This window comes from Nannocystis punicea, assembly GCF_026965555.1.
GTDB lineage: Bacteria > Myxococcota_A > Polyangia > Nannocystales > Nannocystaceae > Nannocystis > Nannocystis punicea.
Window position 1 is genome coordinate 6,943,400 of sequence record NZ_CP114040.1, and the last position, 23,971, is coordinate 6,967,370.

The window sequence follows — 23,971 nt, forward strand, 5'->3', positions numbered from 1 at the left end:
CGCGCTCGGTTATCGTCGCGCGCGATGCCCCGCGCCTCGCACTCCTATCAATCGCTCGTCACCGTCGGCTCGCTCGCCCTGCTCCTCGCGCTCGGGGCTTGCAGCGGCGCCGACGACGAGTCCGGTGAATCCAGCGAAGGCACCGGCAGCGACGCCACGACGACCACCACGGACGCCACCACCACCACCACCGCGACGACCGGCCCCGACGCACCGACCACGACCTCTCCCACCACCGACTCGAGCACAACCACCTCTTCCACCACCGACCCGGGCACCACCACCGACGGCACCACCGGCGATCCGCTCGCCTCCCCTGGTTGCGGCCTCGCCCCGCCCGATCCGCCCGACGGCATCAACGTCATGATCGACGCCGGGCCCGAGGGCGACGGCATGCGTCGCTTCTATCTCCGCCGCTCGCCCGACTACGACCCCAACGTCCCGCACAGGCTCATCTTCGGGTTCGCCGGCACCGACTGGGTCGGCGACATGATCGAGCCCTACTTCGGCCTGCAGGGCGACGACGTCGAGCCGATGCCCGACGAGATCTTCGTCTACCCCGATCCGCTGTGGCGCGACTTCGAGGGCTGGGGCAACTACGGCGGGTGGGTGCTCGGCCCCTACGCCGCGCCGGCCGACGGCGACCAGGACCTCGTGTTCGTCGAGGCGGTGATCGACTACATGGCGGCGAACTATTGCATCGACCGCGAGCGGGTGTTCGCCACCGGTCACAGCTGGGGCGGCGACATGGCGCACGTGGTCGCCTGCTTCCTCGGCGACAAGTTCCGCGCCGCCGTCCCGGTCGCCGCCAACTCGCCCTATTGGTTCGACGACGGCGGCACCTTCATCGATTGCGTCGGCGACGCCGCGGTGTGGACCATGTTCGGCCAGGCCGACGACCACTTCAATAGCCAGCAGCAGGGCCTCGAGTGCCGCGATTTCTGGCTCGACGAGCGCGGCTGCGACGGCCTCGACGCGGCGGTGAACCTCGACCTCGGCGACGCGCCCGACGAGTGCGTCGAATACCAGGGCTGCTCCGCCACCACCCGCTTCTGCCTGTACGGGGCGCAGTACGCCCACCAGATCCCCGGCGATTACTTCGCCGCCGCCACCATGGCGTTCTTCCGCTCGTTCTGAAGCGTGCTACCGTCGCCATCATGCTCTGCGACGTCGAGGAATTCCGCCGGCTGTTCCGCGTCCACATCCCCGTCGCCGAGCACGCCGCGTACTACCTCGACACCCTCGCGCGCTCGCCCGAGTACGCCGGCCTGCCCGCGCTCGCCGGGCGCTTCGCCGCCTTCGAGCAGCGGCTCGCCGCGCGCGGCCTCTCGGTCGGCGACTACCGGCAGCAGCAGCTCGTCGCCCTGCGCGACGCGCTGGCCGGCACCGCCGCCTTCCGCCGGCTGTGCGCCGCCGCCGTCGGTCCGGCCCCGCCGACCCGCAATCGCCTGTCCGAACAGACAGGTGCATGGTTCGCCTCGATCGACCTGCGCGAGGCCAACTTCAGCGTGCTCGAGCTGCACGACGACGAGGGCGCGCTCGGCGGCGGCCCGTGGGCCGAGTTCTGCGCCGCGCGCGGCGTCGACCCCGTGCTCGCCGAGTCGAAGGCGTTCCGCCAGGCGGTGTTCGGCTACCTCGAGCCGAAGAAGGCCCAGCGCGTGCAGCTCGGCTTGACCGCCGCCCTGGCCGACGAGCTCCGCCGCGACGGCCTCGACGACCGCGCGATCGCCATGCTCTCGCACGACGAGCTGATCGTCGGCTTCCCCGGCGACGACGCCGGCCTGGCGCAGCTGCGGCCCCTCCTGGCCCGCCTGGAGGCCGCCCCGCGGCGCCCGGCGGTGCGCGCCAGCGTGTTCCGCAGCGCCGTCCTCGAGCCCGGCGTCGAGCTGCGCAGCTTCTACGACCTCGTCGGCGACGCCCCGCCGGTCCCGCGTCACCGCGCCCTGGTCGGCGTCCCCGGCAACCTGTTCTACGTCTACTTCAAGCGCCACGTGCTCGCCGCCCCGCTCGATCGCCGCGACCTCTACTTCCGCGTCGAGCACCGCCTGGCCCAATGGGTCGTCGACGACGAGCCGCCGGCGAGCTCGTGAATCCAGTCACCCGACTCCTATCATTCATCGCCGGTGTTCACTTGCAAAGTTGCAGTCGAATGCTCGGCGCGAAGCGGCCGCGTTCGGCGGCGTCGGCCTTGCGTCGGCCCGCGGAGTTGGTCTAGTCCCTTCGCGTGCCCCCCGAGACCCATCGCGCGATTCACGCCGTCTGGCGGCTCGAGTCGGCCAAGCTGATCGCCGGGCTCACGCGGTACGTCCGCGACATCGGCATCGCCGAGGAGCTGGCCCAGGACGCGCTGGTCGCCGCGCTCGAGCAGTGGCCGACCGCCGGGGTGCCCAACAACCCGGGCGCGTGGCTCATGACCACCGCCAAGCACCGCGCCATCGATCACCTGCGCCGGGTCGAGCGGCACGGTCGCAAGCACGTCGAGCTCGGCCAGGCCATCGACGCCCGCCGGGACGAGCCCGCGGCCGTGCTCGACGCGGCGCTCGACGACGACGTCGGCGACGACCTGCTGCGCCTGGTGTTCACCTCGTGTCACCCGGCGCTGTCGAGCGAGGCCCGCGTCGCCCTGACCCTGCGCCTGCTCGGCGGCCTCACGACGCAGGAGATCGCGCGCGCCTACCTCGTGCCCGAGCCGACCATCGCCCAGCGGATCGTGCGGGCCAAGCGGACCCTCGCCGACGAGAACGTGCCGTTCGAGGTCCCGCGCGGCCCCGAGTTGGCGGCGCGCCTGTCCTCCGTGCTCGAGGTCATCTACCTGATCTTCAACGAGGGCTACTCGGCCACCTCGGGCGACGACTGGATGCGCCCGACGCTGTGCGAGGAGGCCCTGCGCCTCGGCCGGATCGTCGCCGGCCTCATGCCCGACGAGCCCGAGGTCCACGGCCTGGTCGCATTGATGGAGATCCAGGCCTCGCGCGCGCGGGCGCGGGTCGGCCCCGGCGGCCAGCCGGTGCTGCTCAACGAGCAGAACCGGGCCCTGTGGGACCGCCTGCTGATCCGCCGCGGCCTCGCCGCGCTCGAGCGCATCGACGCTCTGGGCGGCGCGCGCGGCCCCTACGCCGTGCAGGCCGCCATCGCCGCCTGCCACGCCCGCGCCCTGACCCCCGAGGCCACCGACTGGGCGCGGATCGCCGCCCTCTACGCCGCCCTCTATCAGCTGTCGCCGACGCCGGTCATCGAGCTCAACCGCGCCGTCGCGGTCGCCATGGCCGAGGGCCCGGCCGCCGGCCTGGTGATCGTCGACGCCCTCGTCGACGAGCCCGCTCTGGCCCGCTACCACCTCCTGCCGGGCGTGCGCGGCGACTTCCTGTTCAAGCTCGGCCGCTTCGCCGAGGCCCGCGTCGAGCTCGAGCGCGCCGCCTCCCTGACCCGCAACGCCCGCGAGCGCGACCTCCTGCGCGAGCGCGTCGCCGCCTGCGACCGCGCCCTCGCCGGCGAGTCGCGCTGATCGCGAATCCTCGCACCACGAGCGGACGAGCCGACGCGAGTCGGCGACCTCGACGATTCGTTCGACCTGGCTGAAGTGTCCGCGCGAACGGCCGGCCGCCGCTTGCTCCGCGCGCCTCCTCAATGCGGTGAGGACGGGCGGCGCGGCGGCCAGGACGCGCGCGGCGAGGTCCCGCCGAATGGCCACAGTCCGGGCGAATGTGATATCGAGCACTGGTGCGAATCAGGGGAATTCCTATGCCTGCGCGCCATGCACGACAAACGTTCGAAGTTCCTCGCCGCCGCGGTCGCTGCCGGAGTGTTCGTCACGTCCAGCCCCAGCTTCGCGCAGGGGGTGCCTTGGTCGATCACCCTCGATCAGCTCGGCTGCCGCGAGCAGACCGACGACCCCGAGCTCACCGAGAACGACGAGGTCTTCTTCGTCATCACAGTCACCCGGACCGACGGCACCTCCACCGTGGCGACCTTTCCGAGCGACCTCGAGATCACGATCGCCGAGGGCGAGGTGCGGACCATGGGCGTCGTGATCGCGTCCGGCGACCTCGCGGTCAACGACTCGGTGCTCGTCACCATCGCGATGTACGAGAACGACGTGAGCGACATCGGCACGTTCATCGCCAACCTCGGCGGCGCGATCCAGCCGGTCGGTCAGGCCGCGTGCGCCTTCGATCCGATCGGCTGCGTCACCAGCAACGCCGGCAGCCTCGCGGTCGCGCTCGGCAACGCGATCAAGAACATCGGCCTCGGCAGCGGCAACCCGTTCCTGGGCAGCTTCTCGGTGTCGGTCCAGAACATGGGGGCCGGGCTCGCCACCAACTGGATGCCGGGCGTCGGTCTGGCCACGATCGACGCCAACTGGCCGCTGTTCTTCCAGGGCGTCGCTTACGCCGGATGGAGCTTCCTCGATTACTCCGACGGCGCCTTCTGGGCCACGTTCACCCTGCAATTCGGGCAGCCCCATCCATGATTCGCGGCTGCGGCCGCCCCGGCTCAGCGCCCGGCCACCGGCGCGATTCGCAGCTTGCGCAGCGTCAGCGCGTGCGCCAGCCCGTCCTGCAGCGAGCTCAGCGTCTTGAGGCTCGACAGGTCGAAGCCGAGGCCGACGATCGTCCCGGCCATGCCGGGAGACAGGCCGACCAGCAGCATTTGCGCCCCGAGCAGCCGCACCGCCTGGCTGGTGCGGACGATCAGCTCGGCGGCGTCGCTGTCGAACAGCGGCACCCCCGAGATGTCGACGATCACCACGCTCGCGCGCGCCTCGCCGATCGCGTGCAGCAGCCGGTCGGTCAGCAGCTGCGCCCGCTGGGCGTCGAACAACCCGACCAGCGGCACCACCAGGATCCCCTCGTGGACCGGGGCGATGGGCGTCGACGCCTGGCGGATGACGTCGAGCAGGCGCGTCTTCTCGGCGAAGGCCGCCTTGAGCTCCTCGAGCTGCGACTCGAGCTGGCGCACCTCGAGCTGGGCCGCCTGCTCCTGGAACGCCTCCTCGCGCTGGGCCACGAACCGCATCGACCCGACCAGCACCAGCTGGAACAGCCAATCGTCGACCCGCTGGCGCTCGGCCGGCTCGGCGTCGGCCGCGGCGGCCAGGACCAATTGCCGCAGCGTCGTCGTCAGGTGGCGCAGGTCGGCGTAGCCGAGCTTCCCCGCGAATTGCTGGACCAGCGCCAGCATCGCCTCGCGGCCCGCGGTGTCCTTGCCGCTCGTCACGTCGGCGCCGAGCGCCGCCACCATCCGCGCCGCGATCGCCTCGCAGGCCGCCGCCCCGGCGCTGCGGAACACGCTGCCGCTGCGGCGACCCAGGCGCTCGGCCAGCGCCGCGACGAGGCCCGTCCGCTCGCGTTCGATCCACTCCGATTGCGCCTGCATCGTCGGACCGCCGCTAGAAGCTGACCAGGTACGTGCACGACGAGCCGCCCTCGTCCATGCAACCACCGGCCCCGTGCTCCACCAGCGCCGGCGCGCCGACGCGAGAGCAGCAGCCCTCCATGATGCCGATGTTGAGCGGGCACGGGCCGAGCGTCGTCCACACCAGCGTCGCGCTGTGGTCGTCGTCGAATTCGCAGGTGATGCTGCCGATGTCGGCGGCGCGGGCGTTCATGCGATAGGCCGCGTCGAGGCCGAGGAGCAGGCTCTTCGCGTCGTCGAGGCCGGGCGGGAACGGGGCCGTCTCGATCATCTTCTTGCCGACGGCGATCAGCGCGCCGCGGCCGATCTTCTCGTAGATGGCGAAGTAGATGTCCATCGCCAGGTTGATGTCGTACCAGCGCGTCGGATCGATGCGGTCGACGCCGGCGTCGCGCAGCACCTTCTGCACCAGCGCCTCGGAGTGGCCGAGGCCGAGCAAGAATGAGTAGAGCGCGGCGCCGTTGTATTCTCCGCCCGACTTGCTGGTTCGCATGAGGCCTCCGACGTCGCTCGTCGCGTGCGACCGGGGCGCGCCTCGAAGCATCGAGGCCACCGCGCACGTGGTTTCGCGTATACCTCGGGCCGCGTCCGATTGTCCAGTTCGCTCGGGCGAGCGGCCCGGCCGCCTGCGCACATTCTTTCGCCGCCCTCTTCAAATGGCGGGAGTCGCCGCTCGCCTCGACGTGCGCTCCCCGATGCCGCGACGGGGGCGCCCCTCCAGTCGAACGGGTTTCACCTCCGGCGCCGCCCTCGCGTGTCACCAGCACCCATCGGCCGACGTCCGCGTCAGAACGCGTTCTAGCGCCGCCTCTGCCGGAGCGCCGCACCTCGCTCGACCTCTGCGTCGGGCCTCCGCCTCGCCCCGGATGCCGGACCGCGCGGCGCCGCCCGGGGCCACCCGACTTTCGGCGGAAGAATGCACATTCGCCATTTCCGCCGCGCCCCGGGCGACGCGGCGAATGCGATTCGCCGGTCCGCACAATCACCACCGATCATCGCCGTGACGATCGGCTCACGACCCCAGCCCCGCCTCGCGGACCAGCAGCTCGACCAGAGTCGCCGCCGGCATCGCCCGGCCCAGCGGCGCCCCCTGCCCTGCCCACAATTGCATGATGTCGGCCCGGCCCTGCGCCGCCGCGGCCGCGCGGATGTCCCGGGTCAAGCGCTGCTGCTGCGGGAACGGGGCCGCCTCGACGGCCGCGAACGCCTCGCAGAAGCGGTTGCGGACGCCTCGCGCCGGCCGGCCGCTGAACGCCCGCGTCACCACGGTGCGCCACGCGGTCGCCAGCGCCGCGCGGTGCGCCTCGCTGGTGCCCGCCTCGGGGCAGGTCATGAACGCGGTGCCGAGCTGCACCGCCGACGCGCCGAGGCCCAACATCGCCCGGATCGCGCGACCGTCCATGATCCCGCCGGCCGCGATCACCGGCACCTTCACGCGCGCCGCGATCTGGGGCACCAGAGTGATCGTCCCGATCAGCGCCTCCTCGAACGAGCCGAGGAAGGTCCCGCGATGCCCGCCGGCCTCCGATCCTTGCGCACACACTGCGTCGACGTCGAGCGAGGCCAGCACCACCGCCTCCTCGACCGTCGTCGCCGTCCCGATCACCGCGATCGAACGCGCGTGCAGGGCCTTGATCTGCTCGCGCGTCGGCGCCCCGAAGGTGAAGCTGAACACCGCCGGGCGGGCGCGCAGCACCGCCTCGAGCTGATCCTCGAATTGCGGCGTGGGCGGCCCGGGCGGCGGCTCGGCGGGCAGTCCGAGCTCGCGGCGGAATTCGCCGAGGATCGGCGACACGCGCGCGGCCGCCGACGGATCGGAGGGCGCGTCGGCGCGGACGAACAGGTTGAGCGCGAACGGCTGCGACGTCAGCGTCCGCAGCTTCACCGCCGCGGCCTCGATCTGCGCCTCGGTCATGTATGCGCAGCCGAGCGAGCCGAGCCCGCCCGCGTTCGACACCGCGGCCGCCAGCTCCGGCGTGTCGGGTCCGCCGGCCATCGGCGCCTGTACGATCGGCCATCTCGTCCGCAGGGCGTTCGTCCGTTCGTGCCTCATCACCGGGGATCATGCCACCACCCTCGGGCGTACGCCCACGCCGAACTCTTCCGTCCTCGCCGTGACCGGTGCGATTCGGGCCTGGGGCCGCCTCATCGCGTAAGGTGAGCCCGTGGTCTCGTTCTCCGTCCTCGACCTCGCACCGATCGCCCAGGGAACCGACGCCGGAGCGGCCCTGCGGAGCACGCTCGAACTCGCCCGGCACGCCGAGAAGCTCGGCTTTCACCGCTTCTGGCTCGCCGAACATCACAACATGCCCGGCATCGCCAGCGCCGCGACCGCGGTGGTCATCGCGCACGTCGCCGGCGGCACGCGCACGATCCGCGTCGGCGCCGGCGGCATCATGCTGCCCAACCATGCCCCGCTGATCATCGCCGAGCAATTCGGCACGCTCGACGCATTGTTCCCCGGCCGCATCGACCTCGGCCTCGGTCGCGCCCCGGGCACCGACATGCGGACGACTCGCGCCCTGCGGCGCAACCTCGCCGGCGACGTCGACAACTTCCCCGACGACGTCGGCGAGCTGCTCGGCTACTTCCGCCCGGTCGTGCCCGGTCAGGCCGTCCAGGCCGTCCCCGGGGCCGGCGCCGACATCGAGGTGTGGCTGCTCGGCTCGAGCCTCTACGGGGCCCAGCTGGCCGGCATGCTCGGCCTGCCGTACGCGTTCGCCTCGCACTTCGCCCCGGCCGCGCTGATGCGGGCGATCGACGTCTACCGCCACCACTTCCGCCCCAGCGAGCGGCTGGAGCGGCCGCACCTCATGGTCGCCGCCAACGTGATCGCCGCCGACACCGACGCCGAGGCGCGGCGGCTGCTGAGCTCGCTGCAGCAGATGTTCGTGTCGCTGCGGACCGGCCGGCCGGGCCTGTTGCCGCCGCCGATCGACAACTACGACGCTCGCCTGGCCCCGCACGAGCGCGCGATCCTCGACGAGGTCCTGTCGTGCTCGTTCATCGGCGCCCCGGACACGGTTTACGCCGGCCTGCAGGGCTTCCTCGCCCGCACCGGCGCCGATGAGCTCATCATCACCTCGCAGATCTTCGACCCGGTCGCCCGCCTGCGCTCCTACGAGATCGCCGCCGAGGTCCGCGACCGCCTCCACCGCGCCGCCACGTGATTGTCATGTCCACCGCCAACGTCGCCGCCGATCACTACGAGCTGTACTACTGGCCAGGGATCCCCGGGCGCGGCGAGTTCGTCCGCCTGGTCTGCGAGGACGCCGGCGCGCCGTACCTCGACGTCGCTCGCCGGCCCGCCTCGGAGGGCGGCGGCGAGGAGGCCGTCGTCCGCGCGCTCGAGTCGCTGCCCGGCCTGCCCGCGTTCGCCCCGCCGATCCTCCGCGTCGGCGAGCTGGTGATCGCCCAGACCGCCAACATCTGCGGCTTCCTCGGCGATCGCCACGACCTGTCCCCGGGGACAGAAGGCGGCCGCGCCGAGGCCATGCAGCTGCAGCTGACGATCTCCGACCTCGTCGCCGAGGCCCACGACACGCACCACCCGATCTCCGTCGCGCAATACTACGAGGACCAGCGCGACGCCGCGAAGCTGCGCGCCGCCGCCTTCCGCGACGCGCGGATGCCCAAGTTCCTCGGCTACTTCGACCGCGTGCTGCAGCGCAGCGGCGGCCCCTGGCTGCTCGGCGACGCCTGCTGCCACGCCGACCTGTCGCTGCTGCAGGCCCTGCTCGGCCTCGAGTACGCCTTCCCGCGCGCGTTCGCCCGCCACGGCCGCCGCGTGCCCGCCCTGCTGCGTCTGCGCGACCGCGTCGCCGAGCGCCCGCGGATCGCCGCCTACCTGGCGTCGCCGCGGCGGCAGGCCTTCAACGAGCACGGCATCTTCCGCCGCTACCCCGAGCTCGACGCGGCCTGAGCGAGGTCGCCCAGGACGTGACCTTCAGGACATGCCCCTGGGGACAGAACGTCGCGGGCCGCCGCGGCTACCCCCCGATGCCGCAGCACGACAGCGCCTTGGCCTCGAGCTGCACGAAGTCGTTGCAGATCGGCTCGGACGCGCACATGCCGAACTTGACCTCGTCCTCGAAGCACTCGCAGGCCGCCTCCGTACAGCGCATGACCATCAGCGGCTCGCCGGCGCATTCGCGCGAGAACTCGCAGGTCGACGGCTCACCGTCGCCGCCGCCGCCGATCGTGCACACATTGCCGAATCCACACACGTCCTCCTGCGCGATGCCCTCGTCGGTGCACGGCCCTTCGTTGCCCTGCTCGAGGTCCTCCACTTGCGAGCACGTCAGGCCGGCGTGACACTCGAACGACGCGGTGGCGGCGGCCAGGCACTCGCCCTCGAGGTCCGCCAGATCCGCCTCGCAGTCCTGCGGGCACGTCTGCGCCTCCTCCGGCGTCAGGCCGACGCACTTGGCCAGCATGACGCAGTACTTCTCGCAGGTCGTCGCCTCGGGCTCGCCGGCGCCGGTGCTCGTCTCACCGGGGCTCGTCGATTCGGAGTCGGCCGTGGTCGCGGGCGTCGTCGGCGATTCGGTCGTGGTCGGCTCCGTCGCGCCCTCGGTCGACGTCGCCGATTCGCCCGCGGTCGTCGTCGTGCCGACGGTCACCTCGGTGGGGTCGTCGTCGGTGTCGTTCTTCTCGCCCGCACAGGCGCCGAGCAGCAGCGCCACGGAGAGGAGTCCCTGTCGATGAATTTTCATGTCGATTCTCGCTGGTGCGCAGCCGCGTGGCCACGAATGAGGTAACCGCGGAACTGCGCCCCGCGGCCGGCGTTCCCGTCGCTATCGGCCCGGCGCGGGCGGAGCTGCCCGCGTCCCTCGATCCTTCTCAGTGGCCGGCCCCCGGCGATTCTGTCGCCGTGGTCCGGGGCGGAGGGACCCTTGAGGCCATCGCGCGGCTCGGCGCGAACGGAGCTCCCTCGCCAGCGAGGGCGATCCGTCCCGCACGAATCGGGCGTGGGCCGAAAGAAGGAACCGTCCGACTGCATGCTCCTGTGCCATGTCAGTGGTTATCGCAGCGACCCCGATCGCCCTGTCCCTCGTGCGGATACTCCGGCGCCGGTGAGCTCGAGAAAAGGGCCCGAATGACCCGGCGCCGCGAACAACGCCGTCCACGGTGGGCCTCGTCGCCGACCGCATCGAAGCCGGCCCGCTCGCACGTCGAGCACCAGCCCACGCGCCGGTCGCCCGCGGGCCGCCGGCTGCGTGTCGCTTTGTCGGACCGCGGCCGCCTCGTACCATGCGGTTCGGATCTCCATGACCACTCGCCGCCGCTTCCTCGCGCTCACCGCCGCCCTCCCGGCCGTCGCCTGCGGCCCGCGGCCCGCGACCGTCTCGCCCGAGCCGCCCGTGCGTCCGCTCGATCTGCTGGTCCTGGGCGGCACCGGATTCATCGGCCCGCACCTCGTCCGCCACGCGGTCGCCCGCGGCCATCGCGTCACCATCTTCACCCGCGGGCGGCGCCAGACCGACCTGCCCGACGGCGTCGTCCGCCTGATCGGCGACCGCGACGGCCAGCTCGGCGCGCTCGCGGGCAAGCGTTGGGACATCGTCGTCGACGACTCCGCCACTCGCCCCGAATGGGTCCAGCAGTCGACGCAATTGCTCAAGGACCAGGTCGGCCGTTATCTCTTCACCTCCTCGACCGGCGTCTACTACCCCTATTTGCAGCCCGGCGCCGACGAGACCCGGCCGGTGCGCACCGAGGTCACCGATCCCGAGGACGGCTCCGAGGCCTACGGCGTGGCCAAGGCCCGCTGCGAGCGCGAGGTCCTGCAGACCTTCGGCGATCGCGGCCTCGTCGTCCGGCCGACCTACATCGTCGGCCCCGGCGACACCACCGATCGCTTCCCCTACTGGCCCGTCCGCCTGCAGCGCGGCGGCGACGTGCTCGCGCCCGGGCGCCGCGATGATCCGGTCCAGCTCGTCGACGTCCGCGACCTCGCCGAGTTCATGCTGCGCCTGCTCGAGGACGGCCGCGGCGGCATCTACAACGCCGTCGGCCCGCGCGAGCCGCTGACCATGCCGCAATTCCTCGAGGCCGCGCGCGCCGCGGTCAATCCCGAAGCTCGCCTCGTCTGGGTCGACGACTACGCGTTCCTCGAGGCCCACCAGATCTTCGATTCTGTCCCTTGGGTCCTGTTGAAGGGCAACGACCTCGGCCACATGTCGACCCGCAACGACAAGGCAGTGGCCGCCGGCCTGCGGTTCCGGCCGCTGGCCGACACGGTGCGCGACACCCTGGCCTGGTGGCCCACGGTCCCGGCCCAGCGGCGCGACGCGCCGAAGTTCTCCATCACCCCCGAGCTGGAGGCGCAGGCGCTGGCCGACTGGCGCGCGCGGGGCTGATCGCGCGCGGCGCCGCGGCCTCGGGCCCCGATCGACGCGCCGCTTTGGAGATGTCCTTCAGGCCAGGCTCGTCGCGCGGCACCAGCACGATCCGCGCCAGCTTCAGCTCGCCGCGGTGGGTGGCGAGGAAGCGGACCAGGCGATCGAAGCGGAGGTGGTCGCCGCCCTCGCGCAGCCACGGGACCTCGACGCGCAGCGTCGTCGGCCCGGTCCACGACAGGCGCGCGTCGGGCTCGACCAGCCGCACCGCGGCCACCGCGAGCTCGCTGGCCTCGCGCAGCACCAGCTCGAGCTTGCCGAACCACACCGCCCCGTGCAGCAGCCAGCGCCCCAGATCGCCGACCGGCAGCGGGTAGCGGCCGATCCGGCGCCGCAGCCAGCGGTCGGCCGGGACCTCGCGGTCGACCGCGCTGCGGGCCAGCGCCAGCACGTTCCACAGCAGGAACGCCGCGAACAGCTGCGGCACCATCGCGACCGAGCACACCACCGCGGCGAACACCCCGGCGACGCGGACTGCCCCCCACAGCTCGTGCGGCGGCCCGCGCTCGGACCAGGCCGGCAGCCCCTCGCGCAGCGCCTGCTCGAGCGCCGTCTCGGCGAAGCTGCGATACGGCCCGCGGGCGATCCGGGGCTGTTCTTCGAGCGCGCGCATCGAGCCGAGCCAAGGCTAGCAGCCGCGCCGCAACCGCGCACGCACCCCGCAGCCCGCGGCCGGGCTCGCTGCGGCTCCGTGCGCGGCCCCATGGCCTACGGACGGCGACTCACGCCAGCAGGTCGCCGGCGGCGATCGGTGCGATCACCCGCTCGCGGAACAGCGCGTAGCACACGCTGCCCGCCGGCAACTCGAGGTCGCCGTGGACCAGCGCGGCGAACACGGGCGGCCCGTCGGCCGCGGGCAGCACCGCCGAGGTCGCCCCCTCGCCGGCGCGGATCCGCCGCAGAAACTGCTCCGCCGATTCATTGGCCGTACGCGTGAAACCGCGCGCCCCGCCCGCCCCGCGCACGATCACCTGTCGGCCGCGCGCGGCCGCGTGGAGCAGCGCCAGCTCGAACATCGAGATCCGGACCCCGCTGGCGAAGTAACCGATCATCTCCGGGCAGATCTTCGTGATCGCCTGGTTCGACGTCGCCACGTTGTTGAACGCGAATTGCCCGGTCGAGTAGACGTCGAGCCAGTGTATCGTCGATTCGGCGACGTCGAGCACCAGCGGCAGGAACACCCCGTTGTCGCCCTGCAGGTCGAACTTCAGCTCGACCTTGCGGGCGTCGAAGTGCTTCCCGCCGAGGTCGCCGCGCAGCATCATCCCGGCCCACGCCCGATCGAGCTGCGAGAACGACATGCCGGCGTAATTGTTGACCACCATCACCGCCCAGCGGATCCCGCGGGCCCGCGCGCGCTCGCGGTGGACGTCGACGAATTCGGCCGCGCCGTCGGGGGGCGGACCGCTGCGCAAGTCGCCCGAGCTCTGCGCGATCGGCTGGCCGTCGGGCCCGTCGAACCGCAATTGATAATAGGAGCACACCCCGACGTACTCCCATTTATCGTCGTAGAAAGCGACCGACAGGTCGATGTCGGTGGTCCGGCCGCCCTCGGGCTCGCACCAGTGGAGGAACAGCCGCACCACCTCGCCGGCGGGCAGCGCCACCCGCGAGCCGCGCGGCAGCGACACCGCGGCGCGGCTCGCCGTGCGCTCGTTGAACGGCACGATCACGTCGCGCAGCCCCTCGTCGAGCACGCAGGTGTGAAACCCCGGCTTGTCGGCGAGGCGGCGCAGCAGCTCGTGCTCGACCGCCTGGCCGGCCGCCGCGATCGCCCGCGGCTGCAGCGGGGCCCGCCGGTCCGGCGCCGACGTGCCCTTCGTGACCTGTCCCTTGGGCCAGAACACGCGCACCGCCGCCGGCCGCCCGCGCGCCGGCAGGTGGCCGTGCAGCGTCAGCAGCAGCGGGTTCGCCAGCCGCGGCGCCGCCGCGACGAACGCCGAGACCACCACGTCCTGCGCGGACGCGTCGGCGCCCGCGACCCGCAGCGCGTGGTCGAAGCGCCGGCCCAGCTCGCCCGGTCGCGCCTGCAGCCGCTCGATCATCGCCGCCGCGTCGCCGGCCCGCGCCGCCGCCTCGATCGCCGCATAAAAACCGACGAACCGCGGCGCCGGCGTGCCGTCGGGCGCCTTCTTGCGGACCACCGCGAACGCCCGCGCCACCCGCGGGAACTTGTCGGCGAACTCGTGTGGGTGGAGGAACTCGCCCAGCCACTGCCAGTACGAGCGGTGGCGCAGCATGTCCTCGATCAGCCCGTCGGGGTGCATCGACTCGAGGTGAGCCAGCACCGCCCGGCGCAGCGGCCGGCGCAGCGGCGCGACGCGGAAGCGGTACGCGTGGGTCACCACGGTCACCGTCCGCGCCTTCGGCAGCCGGCCCCCGCCGGCGAAGATCTTCTTGACCTTGGCCGCGAGCCCCGCCGTGTCGGCCCTGTCGGCCGCGGCCTGCTCGACCTGGCGCCGCACCACCTCGCCCTGCAGCGACGGGTCGGCGTAGGAGTACACCGCCAGAGTGCGCAGCACGTCGGTCGCGGTCGCCAGGTGGGCCCGCGCCACCGCGAAGGTCGCGGGCGCGTTGCACTTGCGCAGCAGCGCGCCGAAGATCCGCGCCACGTTCTCGCGCACCGCGATCTTCTCCGGCAGCCACGCCAGCACCTGCTCGCCGAACTCCTCGACGATCGCCCCGAGGTCGCCCGCGTCGACCGACGACATCACCTGCTTGCGCGCGCAGAACGACTCGAACAGCGCCCGCGCCGCGGCCGGCAGGCTCTCGCCGAGGTCGAGCAGCTTGAAGCGGACCTTCTCGCGCGGCAGGCTGCGGGCCAGGAACAGGCCCGGCTTGAAGAACGGCGAGCCGCGGTCGACGTGGTGCTCGCACACCGGGCACGCGCTGTAGTTGGCGCCGTCGAAGCAGTGGTCGCAGACCACGTGCATGCACGGGCTCAGCACGTGGGTCGTGCCGACCCGCCGGCAGAACAGGCACGGCTGGCCCTCGGTCTGCAGGAAGTGGCACAGCAGCTTGCGCAGGTACAGCTCCGACGTGTCCTTCGGGACATCCTCCGGAAATCTGCGGAACAGCGGGGTGTAGCGGACGTTCGCGCCGACCTGGGCCGCCAGCGCGGCGGCGACGAAGCGCGGGTGCAGCGCGAGCTCGTCGGGCGCCAGGGTCGCCAGCCGCTGCCGCAGCCGCCGCGACAGCACGTAGCCGAGCTGCGCCAGCTCGAGCTCGATCGCCTGCAGGTGCCGCTCGCTCGCGGTCGCCCGGCCCGGCTCGACGAACACCAGCCCCTGGCGGCGCAGCAGCGCCTGGCGCGTGGCGGTGAACGTGACTTCCATGGCGACCAGGCGAGAGAGAAGGTGGAGGTAAGCGTCCGAGCTGGTCTTCAAAAAGAGGGAGAAGGAAGCCCGGACTAAGCCTCCGCGGTCAGCGTAGAGCGGCCGCGGCGCCGGCGTCAAGCCGCGCGGCCGCTCGCGCTCGCTGCACCCTCGCGCGATCTTTTGCTACGAACGGGGCCATGCTGCGAAAGCGCGCCCGAACGATCCTCGCCTGGAGCGGCGGCAAGGACTCCGCGTGGTCCGCCGTCACGCTCGCGCGCGACCCCTCGGTCGAGCTCGTCGGCCTGCTCACCACCACCCGCGAGGGCGACGGGCGCGTCGTCATGCACCGCACGCCGCGGGCCGCCCTGCTCGCCCAGGCCCAGGCGCTCGGCCTGCCAGTGTGGGAGGTCGCCCTGCCCGACCCGTGCCCCAACGCGGTCTACGAGGTGAAGATGGGCGACGTGATCGCCCGCGCCCGGGCCGAACAGATCGAGGCGATCGCCTTCGGCGACCTGTTCCTGGCCGACCTCCGGGCTTACCGAGAGGACATGCTCCGAGGGACAGGTCTTCGCGCCGTCTTCCCGCTGTGGGGCCAGGACACCGGCGCGCTCGCGCGGGCGATGATCGCCGGCGGCCTGCGGGCCACCGTCGTCGCAGTCGACCTCGCGCGCCTGTCGGCGGCCTGGCTCGGCCGCGAGTTCGACCGCGACTTCCTCGCCGAGCTGCCGGCCGACGTCGACCCGTGCGGCGAGCGGGGCGAGTTCCACACCTTCGTCACCGACCTGCCCGGCTTCGCCCGCCCGCTCGCGCTGAACCGCGGCGACGTGTTCGAGCGCGACGGCCACGCCTTCCTCGACGTCGCCCTCGCGGCGCGCCCCGACGACTGACGCACCTGTCCTTCGGGACACGCCGCTACCGCCGGCCCGCTCGCGCGCCGCACACCTGTCCTCCGGGACACATCCTCGTCCCGGCGATCTCCCACGAACCTGTCCTTCGGGACACGCCCCGGTCGACGCTCAGGCCATCGCCTTGGCGGGCGACTTGGCGAGGACCCAGTTGATCAGCAGGCTGTCGTGTCCCGGCGCGATCGCGGCGATCGTCTCGGGGCGCAGGCCGAGCCGCGCGCGCGCCTCCGCCAGCGGCACCGGCAGCAGGTCTTCGAGCCGCGCCTCGAGCATCGGCTTCGCCTCCCGGGCCATGCGCAGGCCGATGCGGACGTTGTGCCACACCCCGGGGACGTGCAGCGGCAGCAGCAACGAGTAGATCACCGCGCTCAGCCACAGCATCGCCGAGGCCGAGCCGAACCCCTGGCCGATCATGAACGCGAACACCCCGATCTCGCCGGCCGGCGTGGTCGGGAAGCCGGTCAGCACGTGGACCAGGTCGTGCGTGGTCGTGTAGCGCAGCGCCAGCGGGTTGTCGGCCAGGCGCTGCTTCATCTCGTCGCTGATCACCAGCGGCTCGAGCTTGTCGCGGTCGAGCTGGTGGGCGAACGCGCGGCCGACCGTCCCCTCGGGCAGCGCCCGCAGCTCGGCCATCTCGACCTCCAGGCACGGCGTCGGCAGCGTGTGCAGGCGCTCGTTGCCGGTGTGCTTCGACCCAGCCAGGTAAGCGAACTTCAGCGCCGCGATGTCGCCGAGCGATCGGCCCTCACGCTGCATGCGGCTGAGCTCGCGCATCTCGCTCCATTTCATCTTCTCGTCTCCTCGGGGCCCGCGCGGGCGTCGGAGCGGGCGCGCGTCTTCGCGCCGACATCGGCTCCAAACGGCTCTCCGGCGGGCTCCGGACCAATATTGACTTAATGACCGGATTTGTCAAACTGGTCAGAGATGAATTTCGAGACCCTCGACGAGATCCGCGCGGTCCTCGTGGACGCGGTGGGTGACATCGACCCCGAGAGCAGCAAGGGCAAGAAGCGCCTGAAGATCGTCGAGGCCGCGATCGGCCTGTTCGTCGCCCACGGCTACCGCAAGACCAGCATCGACGACATCGCCCGCGCCGCCGGCATCGCCAAGGGCACCGTCTACCTCTACTTCGCGACCAAGCTCGACGTCCTCTACGTCGCCTGCGCCCACGAGAAGCTGCGGCTGTTCGCCCTGCTCGACGGCATCGACGCGCCGACGCTCGCCCCGCGCGAGCGCCTGCGCCAGTGGGTGCGCGCCTCGATCCTCATGGTCGCCGCCTCGCCGCTGCTCACCCGCGCCTCCGCCGGCGACCCCGACATGCTGGCCGCGCTGCTCGAGGCCATGCCCGAGCGCGTCGACCAGGCTCTGGCCGACGCCCGCAGCTTCATCGGCCACCTCCTCGACGCCGCCGTCGCGCCGGCGCAGTGGACCGACGAGGAGCGCCACGCCCGCTTCGTCGCCCTGCAAGCGCTCACCCGCTTCGCCCCGCTCGTGCGCGACGATCCGCTGCGCCAGGGCCTGACCATCGAGCAATTCGCCGACGTCGTCGCCGACATCTTCGTCGACGGCATGCGCGTCCCCGATCGCTCGCGCGCCTGAAGCTCACGCCCGGGGCGGCTCGTCCGTCCCCGCCGCGACCGCCGCGACCGCCGCGTCGGCGCGCCGACCGATCCGCCGCGCCTCGAACCCCAGCACGGCCAGGACCACCGCGAGCGTCGCCCCGAAGCCGCCGCCGAACACCCACACGACGATGCCGAACTCGCCGTAGTCCTTCAGGTCCTTGTCGAGCAACCCCGCGAGCGCGAACTGCAGCGTCAACCCGAACGCCGCCGCGCCGCTCCACAGAAACGGCTGGCTCTTGGGCCAGGCGAGACCGATCCGCAGCACCAGCAGCCACAACGTCAGCGTCGTCCCGCCGAACAGCCCCCAGAAGAGCGCCAGGCCGTCGAGCTTGGTCTTCGGCGCGGCCCACACCGCCAGCACGAACAACCCCGCGAACGTCACCCAGTGATGCTCTCGCCCGAACCGCAGCGCCGGGTCGGCGCGCGCCCACGGCCGGTACAGCGCGTAGACCACCGCCAGCCCGACGAGGTAGATGAACGGCGCGTGGAGCAGCGCCCCGGCCCAGACCCGCTCGTGATGCAGCCCGCAGCCCGCGAGCAGCAGTACCAGCGCGATCGCGTGGGGTCCCCGACGCATCGCCGGCGAGCCTACCACAGCTTCGCCGCCGATCCATCCGGGGCCCGGCTCCGCCGCACGACCGCCCTCGCGCGAGCAACCTGTCCTTCCGGACACTCACGGCCCGCCGTATCGACCTGTCCTCGCGGCCATCTCGACCGCCGGCCCGCTACATCGGGATCGGCACCAGCTCGGCCGCGAAGCGGAAGATCAGGTACTGGTGATCCGGGTTGCCCCCGCCGCCCGGCCACATGAACGGGCTCTGCGGCGGCTTCACGTTGGGCGGGTCCCAGTTGAACCACATCCACTTCGCCTCGGGCGGCATGTCCATCGGGCACACCAGCGGGAACTCGTTGCCGGCCATCGGCCCGCCGTTGTACGGCGTCGTGTTGTCTTCGCCGAACGCGACCGCCCCGTACGGCGTCCCGACGTCGTCGACCCAGCCGACGCTCGTCGTGTTGGGATCGAGCGCGCCTGCGTTGCACTTGCCGATGTGGTCGTTGATGACCTGCAGCGACGGCCCGCCGCTGCCCGGCTGGTAATCGACTCCGGTCGCGCACACCTCCCAGCCGTCGGTGCCGGTGAACACGTCCTCGCCGAAGTTGCCGCCCCCGTCCTTGCGGCGGAAACGGGCCAGCACCCCCTGGGTCGTCGACGAGTCGGCCCAGGCGATGATGTACAGGTAGCTGGCGTTGTCGGCCTCCTCGTAGGGCACCACGTACTTCTCCGGCCCCTCGCCGCAGTTGAAGATCTCCCCCGCCGTCGTGTTCTCGATCCCGCCCCAGTACATCGAGATGTTGTCGTCGGTGCCGTACGCGAACCCGTAGGCGTTGTCGGCGGTGATCACGATCTCGATGTCGCTGGCCGGCTCGCCGGTCGTCTCCGTCGTCTCGCCGGTCGTCGTCGTCGTCGACGTCGTCGTCGTCGACGTCGTGTCCTCGGTCGTGCTCGTCGACGTCTCCGGCTCGGTCGTGCTCGTCGTCGTCGTGTCCGAGGTCGTCGTGTCGACCCCCTGCGTCGTCGACGTCCCCTCGGTCGTCGTCGGCCCCGTCCCCTCGGTGCCGACCGTGCTCGTGCCGCCGGTCGGATCGTCGGTCGACTGCGTCGTCGACGTCGGATTCACGTTGCCGGTGGTCGGCGCGGTCGCCGTCGCCGTCGAGGTCGAAGTCTCGCTCGCCGACGCGCCGCTGGTGTCGCCCGAATCCGGGCACGCGGTGGTCAGCAGCGACAGCACCGCGATCGGGAGCGATGATCGAGCGAAATTCAAGGAACAGATTCTCAACATGGCGCCACCTTACCCGATCGCGGAAGGCGGCGGCGTTCGATCGACGAAGCCGGCCCGAGCGACCGTCACGCGAGCACGATCGCGCCGACTCGCGCCGGCCCGAGCGCCTCCGTGCCGCCCCGATTCGGGCGGTCCCCGGGGCCGTCGTCCTCTCCTGCGCCTGCGCGCCGCGCGGGTACATCCACGGGTCCGGCGACGAAAGCATCGCCGCCACCTCTCGCAGCGACGTCCACGAACAGCGAAGGATCGATCCGCGGTGCTGCGAATCGATCCTCCGTGTCACGTGGGGGCGGCCCCCGCTCGTCCGGCGCTGCTGTCGCCCGGCTCGAGCGGTGGGCCTCCCTTCGAGCAATCACGGGAGCGGCCGGCGTCCGGCCGCCTCACCCGTGTCGCCGCGTCGAGGCGGCTCGCGGGCCGCGCTCAGCGCCCGCCGCCGGCCGCCTGCATCAGCTGCTCGACCTCGCCGTAGTTGACCACGCCGGCCACCGTCGTGTTCTTCTTGGTCATCGGCCGCCACACGAAGTCGGGGTGGCGCCGCTTCGACCCGCCGATCCACTCGCCGCCGATGATACGGCCGACGCTGTCGAGCTCGAGGATGTAGTCGTAGCGCTCGGTGAACGTGAACGTCGCCACGTTGTCGACCAGCTGCTGGTTATAGCCGGGGCCCGCCTCGTTGATCCAGTACACCTCGGTGCGGACGCGCCGCAGCTCGGCGGCCTTCGGGTTGAAGCGGTACTTCGAGCCGCCGCGGCCGAGCATGCTGTTCGCGGTCGAGGCCGAGACCTGCTCGTCGCGCGTGACCTTGTAGCCGACCACCGGGTGGTTCCAGACCTCGCGGTCGTAGGTGCGGTCGAACACGAACGATTCGCCGCGGGAGCCGAGCAGGTTGGTCAGCGCGACGTGGAAGCTGCCGGCGTTGGTGTCCTTGCACGCCTGGCTGCCGGGCCAGCCGACCGAGTTGCAGCGCAGCGACATGAAGCGGACCGACAGGCCCTCGGTGTAGGCCAGGCTGATGAGCGCCTTGAGGTCGGAGATCTCGAAGCGCACCCCGTTGAAGGTGATGCCCTTCTTCGGCTCGCGCTCCATGATCGCCGCGGGCGCCCACGCGTGGCAGATGCCCATCCACGTCTCGATGCAGCGGCCCCGCGACTCCCCGCGCCGGCGGCCGCACATGCGCCCGCCCCCGCATTCGGAGTCGTACCGGCACCGCTTGGTGCCGCCGATGCTGCCGACGCCGAACCGGTTGGAGATCACCGTACCGACCCCCGAGCGGCCGAACGCCGCCCCGTACTTCTCGGCCGGCGAGCGGATGTTCGAGCCCGCCCAGCGGTAATTGATGCTGTCGTTGTAGGTCGGCCAGTAATAGCCCGGCCACGGCGTGCGGTCCGCCCAGCCCGAGCGCGGCAGCTCGTCGAGCTCGAAGTTGAAGTCCTTGCTGAGGAGTCGCGGGTCGTCCGCCTGCGACCAGCCCTCGCGGTACAGCAGCGCCTCCTCCTGCTCCTCGGTGAGCGCCGGCTCGTCTACTTCGTCGACGGCGACCTCGTCGATGTCGCTCTCGTCGAGCGGCTCGTCACAGCCGGGCAGCGCCGGGGCGAGCAGGCCGAGCAGCAGCGCGGCGCGGAGGGTGAGTCGGTCCGCGAGACGGCCCGCGGAGGATGAGGATGGAATCTTGAATGACATGAGACACCTCGAAAATGGTCTGACCGATTCGCACCTTCTCCCTCGTCGTCCGCGGCAGGATCGCCGCGGGGTCCTGGGGAGCAACATCGAGGCCAAGCGGTCGTCACGCAGCGTCGAGCGACAGCCTCGCATGATTCTCCTCTCGTCTCGTGGCGCCGGAGAGAGCCCGCCGGGGCGGCCTCCTGCGTGAGCGCGATTCACAGGACCGACGGATCGATCCCGACATTGACGGGCAGTGCGACGGTGACGAATCGGCTCACCGAGACGACAGGCGAGCGCGGCGCGGCGTGGGTCGCACGGAGGAGACCGGCGGGAGATCCATCGAGTCGAGGTCAGCGTGACGGTCGCCGGTTGGGTCTGGACGAACCGCGGGGAGGAGCCGTCGCGGGGTCGTCGCCGAGTCGGGGGGAGGGCCGCCCGATCTGCCGCTCGGGCGCTGCGCCGAGGTCGGCGCGGGGACTCGGTGGAATGGTCAGAGGTCCAGCGGCGAGGCGAGGGCCTCGCCGCTCGAAGCGGAGCGCTCGAGGGCCTCGAGCGCTCCGCCTCAGGCGGGCCGGCGGGCGCGATCCTCAGGCGATCGTCCGGCCGGCCCGCGTCGGCTCACTTGCCGACGTGCTTGCCGACGCCCTTGCCGACGCCCTGCTGCACGAGCATCGCGCACTCCGAGCCGACCACGTAGATCAGGTCCTGCTCGAACTGGCCCGGGGTGACCGGAGTCGGCTCCTTGCCGAAGCCCTGGTCCTTGCCGAAGCCCTGGTCCTTGCCGAAGCCCTTGCCCCAGCGCTTACCCCAGCTCGGCTTGCCGAACCCCGGCTTGCCGATGTCCTTGCCGATGCCCTGCTCCTTGCCGAAGCCCTGCTCCTTGCCGAAGCCCTGGTCGACGTCCTTGCCGTAGCCCTGGCCGTAGCCGTGCTGGCCGTAGCCCTGGCCGTAGCCCTGCTGGCCGTAGCCCTGCTGGCCGTAGCCCTGACCCCAGCGCTTGGTGAAGCCCGGCTTGCCGATCGTCTGCTCGAGCTCCTGCAGGATCTCCTGCTCGAGGTCCTGGTCGATGTTCTTGCCGACGTGCTTGCCGATCGTCTGGCCCAGCTCCTGCTCGATGTCCTGCAGGAGGTCCTGCTCGAGGTCCTGGCCGATGTTCTGGTCGAGGTCCTGGACGAGCTGCTGCACGAGCTCCTGCTCGACCGTCTTGCCGATGTTCTGCTCGAGGCCCTGCTCGAGCTGCTGCATGATGTCCTGCTCCAGGTCTTGCTCGAGCTTGCCGACGTTCTTGCCGATGTTCTTGCCGATGTCCTTGCCGATCGTCTGGTCGAGCTCCTGCAGCAGCTCCTCCTCGACCTTGCCGACGTCCTTGCCGAAGCCCTGGCCCATGTCGCCCTTGCCGAAGCCCTGGCCCATGTCGCCCTTGCCGAAGCCCTGGCCGGGGTTGAGGTCGATGCCCTGCCCGGTCGGTTTGCCCGGCATCACGCCCTGGTGCTGGCCGACGCCCTGGGTGCCGCCCCAGCGCTCGCAGACCGCCACGCCGGAATCGGCGCACGCGCTGCGGCACGAGCGGTTGGTGTCCTCGGAGTCTGCCGCCACGTCGCAGGCGGCGAGGCACTCGTCGGCGTCGAGGATCGTGCACGAACGGTTCTGGGTCAGCTGCTCCACCTCCGCCAGGCAGGTCTCGAGCTCGAGCAATTCGTTCTGACCATAGCCCTGATGGCTACCGCCCCAGCGAGCTTCCTCCGACGCCGTCGCCGTGACAGGCATCGAGAAGGCGAGCGCCGGGAACAACACAAGAATGGTACGCAACATGGGAGGGTTTCCTTTCTGTCTCGAAAGCAGCCGGCGGGTCAATCCCGCCTGAGCTCTTCCGGTCGAACTATTGGTTGGTAGTCCCGGGTAGGCAAAGCTACGGTGTGGTGAAGCGCAAACGATGACGCCGACCATCGCCGCGATACCCCCCTCCCAGAGCCGTTATAACCGCGAATTTCAGGGAATTGCCGGGTCCCCGCGGCCCCGGCGGGGCGCGCGGAGAACCGCTCGAACGGGCCTCGTTTCGGCCGCTGCGACCGCCTCGCCGACTCCTATCAATGTCGTCCGGTTGCCCGCGATCGTCGGCCGCGCCGGAGTCGCCCGCGCCAGCGCGATATCGTCGGTCGATCGGCGAATATGACAGTGTGTCGGCGCGGCGATGAATCTGACAGTCCCCTCCCATTCACGGCGCCGCCGCCCGCTCGCCCGCCACCGACCCAGCACCCAAAAGACATGTCCCCGACGACATGTCTCCTGAAAACATGCCCTCGAGGACATGACCCTTCGGCTGTGCCATCACGGCCCCGGCAGGCCGCGGCGCGAGAGCCGGTCCTCACGAAGGCCGCGGCCCGGGCTCCGCGACCGCCGTCGACGCGAGCGTCGCGCCCGCGCCAGCCACGGCAACGCCAGCAGCCAGGCCGCCCCGCCCGCGTTCGCGCTGCGGCAGCCGCAGCCCTCCGCCCCAGGGTCCTCCTGCGCCGCGGTCTCGCCCGCCGACGACCCGGCCTCGCCGCCCTCGTCCTCGCCGGACTCCCCTCCGTCGACGGCGCCTCCGGGCAGGTCGTCGGCGCCTCGCCCGAGCTCGCACCCGTCTCGCCCGTGCTCATGCCGGTCTCCCCGGACTCGCCCGTCGCGTCGGAGCTCTCCCCCGGATCCGGCTCCCCGGTCGTCCCGCCGCTGCCGTCGGTCTCCTCCCCCGGATCGAGCGCCTCCTCGACGTCGCTCGCGTACAGCCAGCCGTAAACGTCCTCGTCGGGTTGCCCCCCGATCACGGTG

Annotated in this window: 20 protein-coding genes; 9 read left to right on the plus strand and 11 right to left on the minus strand. The window is 71.8% G+C overall.

All coding sequences use genetic code 11. The annotated features are described in order from the left end of the window. Window positions 1–24: 24 nt before the first annotated feature. The 4 genes from O0S08_RS26785 to O0S08_RS26800 all read left to right on the plus strand — a co-directional run bounded on the left by O0S08_RS26785 (window position 25) and on the right by O0S08_RS26800 (window position 4,471). On the plus strand, window positions 25–1,137 hold the full coding sequence (locus O0S08_RS26785) for a CE1 family esterase (protein ID WP_269032124.1): 1,113 nt from the start codon (window positions 25–27) through the stop codon (window positions 1,135–1,137). A 20-nt stretch (window positions 1,138–1,157) separates the two neighbouring features. Beyond that, window positions 1,158–2,090, plus strand: a complete 933-nt coding sequence (locus tag O0S08_RS26790) for a hypothetical protein (protein ID WP_269032125.1) — start codon at window positions 1,158–1,160, stop codon at window positions 2,088–2,090. A 134-nt stretch (window positions 2,091–2,224) separates the two neighbouring features. Beyond that, entirely contained in the window at window positions 2,225–3,505 is a 1,281-nt protein-coding gene (locus tag O0S08_RS26795) for an RNA polymerase sigma factor (RefSeq protein WP_269032126.1), read from the plus strand. A gap of 249 nt (window positions 3,506–3,754) precedes the next feature. Further along, window positions 3,755–4,471 carry a hypothetical protein gene (locus O0S08_RS26800; protein WP_269032127.1) on the plus strand — a complete coding sequence of 239 codons (717 nt, stop codon included), beginning with the start codon at window positions 3,755–3,757 and terminating at the stop codon, window positions 4,469–4,471. A 23-nt stretch (window positions 4,472–4,494) separates the two neighbouring features. On the opposite strand, the gene O0S08_RS26805 is transcribed toward O0S08_RS26800, so the two are convergent. From O0S08_RS26805 to O0S08_RS26815, 3 genes are all read right to left on the minus strand, one after another. Beyond that, complete coding sequence (locus O0S08_RS26805; protein WP_269032128.1) at window positions 4,495–5,376, minus strand: STAS domain-containing protein; 882 nt, start codon at window positions 5,374–5,376, stop codon at window positions 4,495–4,497. 13 nt (window positions 5,377–5,389) lie between these two features. Continuing rightward, the gene (locus O0S08_RS26810) at window positions 5,390–5,908 is read right to left on the minus strand and encodes a hypothetical protein (RefSeq protein ID WP_269032129.1); all 519 of its coding nucleotides are present in this window, start codon (window positions 5,906–5,908) and stop codon (window positions 5,390–5,392) included. 519 nt (window positions 5,909–6,427) lie between these two features. Next, a complete protein-coding gene (locus O0S08_RS26815; RefSeq protein ID WP_371879498.1) occupies window positions 6,428–7,411 on the minus strand; it encodes an NAD(P)H-dependent flavin oxidoreductase in 984 nt (327 codons plus the stop codon). Window positions 7,412–7,580: 169 nt separating this feature from the next. On the opposite strand from O0S08_RS26815, the gene O0S08_RS26820 reads away from it, so the two are divergent. Together O0S08_RS26820 and O0S08_RS26825 are read left to right on the plus strand one after the other, a co-directional pair. After that, on the plus strand, window positions 7,581–8,585 hold the full coding sequence (locus O0S08_RS26820; protein WP_269032131.1) for an LLM class flavin-dependent oxidoreductase: 1,005 nt from the start codon (window positions 7,581–7,583) through the stop codon (window positions 8,583–8,585). A gap of 5 nt (window positions 8,586–8,590) precedes the next feature. Then, window positions 8,591–9,337, plus strand: coding sequence for a glutathione S-transferase (locus O0S08_RS26825; protein WP_269032132.1), 747 nt, complete (start codon window positions 8,591–8,593; stop codon window positions 9,335–9,337). A 67-nt stretch (window positions 9,338–9,404) separates the two neighbouring features. Here O0S08_RS26825 and O0S08_RS26830 read toward each other — a convergent pair whose 3' ends face one another. Further along, window positions 9,405–10,100, minus strand: coding sequence for a hypothetical protein (locus O0S08_RS26830; RefSeq protein WP_269032133.1), 696 nt, complete (start codon window positions 10,098–10,100; stop codon window positions 9,405–9,407). Between the two features lie 585 nt (window positions 10,101–10,685). Between O0S08_RS26830 and O0S08_RS26835 the strand changes: the two genes are divergently transcribed. After that, window positions 10,686–11,777, plus strand: coding sequence for an NAD-dependent epimerase/dehydratase family protein (locus O0S08_RS26835; protein WP_269032134.1), 1,092 nt, complete (start codon window positions 10,686–10,688; stop codon window positions 11,775–11,777). On the opposite strand, the gene O0S08_RS26840 is transcribed toward O0S08_RS26835, so the two are convergent. Together O0S08_RS26840 and O0S08_RS26845 are read right to left on the minus strand one after the other, a co-directional pair. Continuing rightward, entirely contained in the window at window positions 11,725–12,429 is a 705-nt protein-coding gene (locus O0S08_RS26840) for a hypothetical protein (protein WP_269032135.1), read from the minus strand. The two genes, O0S08_RS26835 and O0S08_RS26840, sit on opposite strands and share 53 nt — an antisense overlap. Before the next feature lie 109 nt (window positions 12,430–12,538). Then, window positions 12,539–15,151: an MXAN_6230/SCO0854 family RING domain-containing protein gene (locus O0S08_RS26845; RefSeq protein WP_269032136.1), complete on the minus strand. Its 2,613-nt coding sequence runs from the start codon at window positions 15,149–15,151 to the stop codon at window positions 12,539–12,541. Window positions 15,152–15,330: 179 nt separating this feature from the next. Here O0S08_RS26845 and O0S08_RS26850 point away from each other — a divergent pair, with 179 nt between their 5' ends. Beyond that, window positions 15,331–16,020 carry a Dph6-related ATP pyrophosphatase gene (locus O0S08_RS26850; protein ID WP_269032137.1) on the plus strand — a complete coding sequence of 230 codons (690 nt, stop codon included), beginning with the start codon at window positions 15,331–15,333 and terminating at the stop codon, window positions 16,018–16,020. A gap of 129 nt (window positions 16,021–16,149) precedes the next feature. On the opposite strand, the gene O0S08_RS26855 is transcribed toward O0S08_RS26850, so the two are convergent. Further along, the gene (locus tag O0S08_RS26855; RefSeq protein ID WP_269032138.1) at window positions 16,150–16,827 is read right to left on the minus strand and encodes a Coq4 family protein; all 678 of its coding nucleotides are present in this window, start codon (window positions 16,825–16,827) and stop codon (window positions 16,150–16,152) included. Between the two features lie 135 nt (window positions 16,828–16,962). On the opposite strand from O0S08_RS26855, the gene O0S08_RS26860 reads away from it, so the two are divergent. Next, window positions 16,963–17,637, plus strand: a complete 675-nt coding sequence (locus O0S08_RS26860) for a TetR/AcrR family transcriptional regulator (RefSeq protein WP_269032139.1) — start codon at window positions 16,963–16,965, stop codon at window positions 17,635–17,637. A gap of 3 nt (window positions 17,638–17,640) precedes the next feature. On the opposite strand, the gene O0S08_RS26865 is transcribed toward O0S08_RS26860, so the two are convergent. The 4 genes from O0S08_RS26865 to O0S08_RS26880 form a co-directional block, all read right to left on the minus strand. Continuing rightward, on the minus strand, window positions 17,641–18,237 hold the full coding sequence (locus tag O0S08_RS26865) for a hypothetical protein (RefSeq protein WP_269032140.1): 597 nt from the start codon (window positions 18,235–18,237) through the stop codon (window positions 17,641–17,643). A 148-nt stretch (window positions 18,238–18,385) separates the two neighbouring features. Then, a complete protein-coding gene (locus tag O0S08_RS26870) occupies window positions 18,386–19,501 on the minus strand; it encodes a hypothetical protein (protein ID WP_269032141.1) in 1,116 nt (371 codons plus the stop codon). A gap of 420 nt (window positions 19,502–19,921) precedes the next feature. After that, window positions 19,922–21,181, minus strand: a complete 1,260-nt coding sequence (locus tag O0S08_RS26875) for a hypothetical protein (RefSeq protein ID WP_269032142.1) — start codon at window positions 21,179–21,181, stop codon at window positions 19,922–19,924. A 600-nt stretch (window positions 21,182–21,781) separates the two neighbouring features. Then, complete coding sequence (locus tag O0S08_RS26880; protein ID WP_269032143.1) at window positions 21,782–22,975, minus strand: hypothetical protein; 1,194 nt, start codon at window positions 22,973–22,975, stop codon at window positions 21,782–21,784. Between the last annotated feature and the right edge of the window lie 996 nt (window positions 22,976–23,971).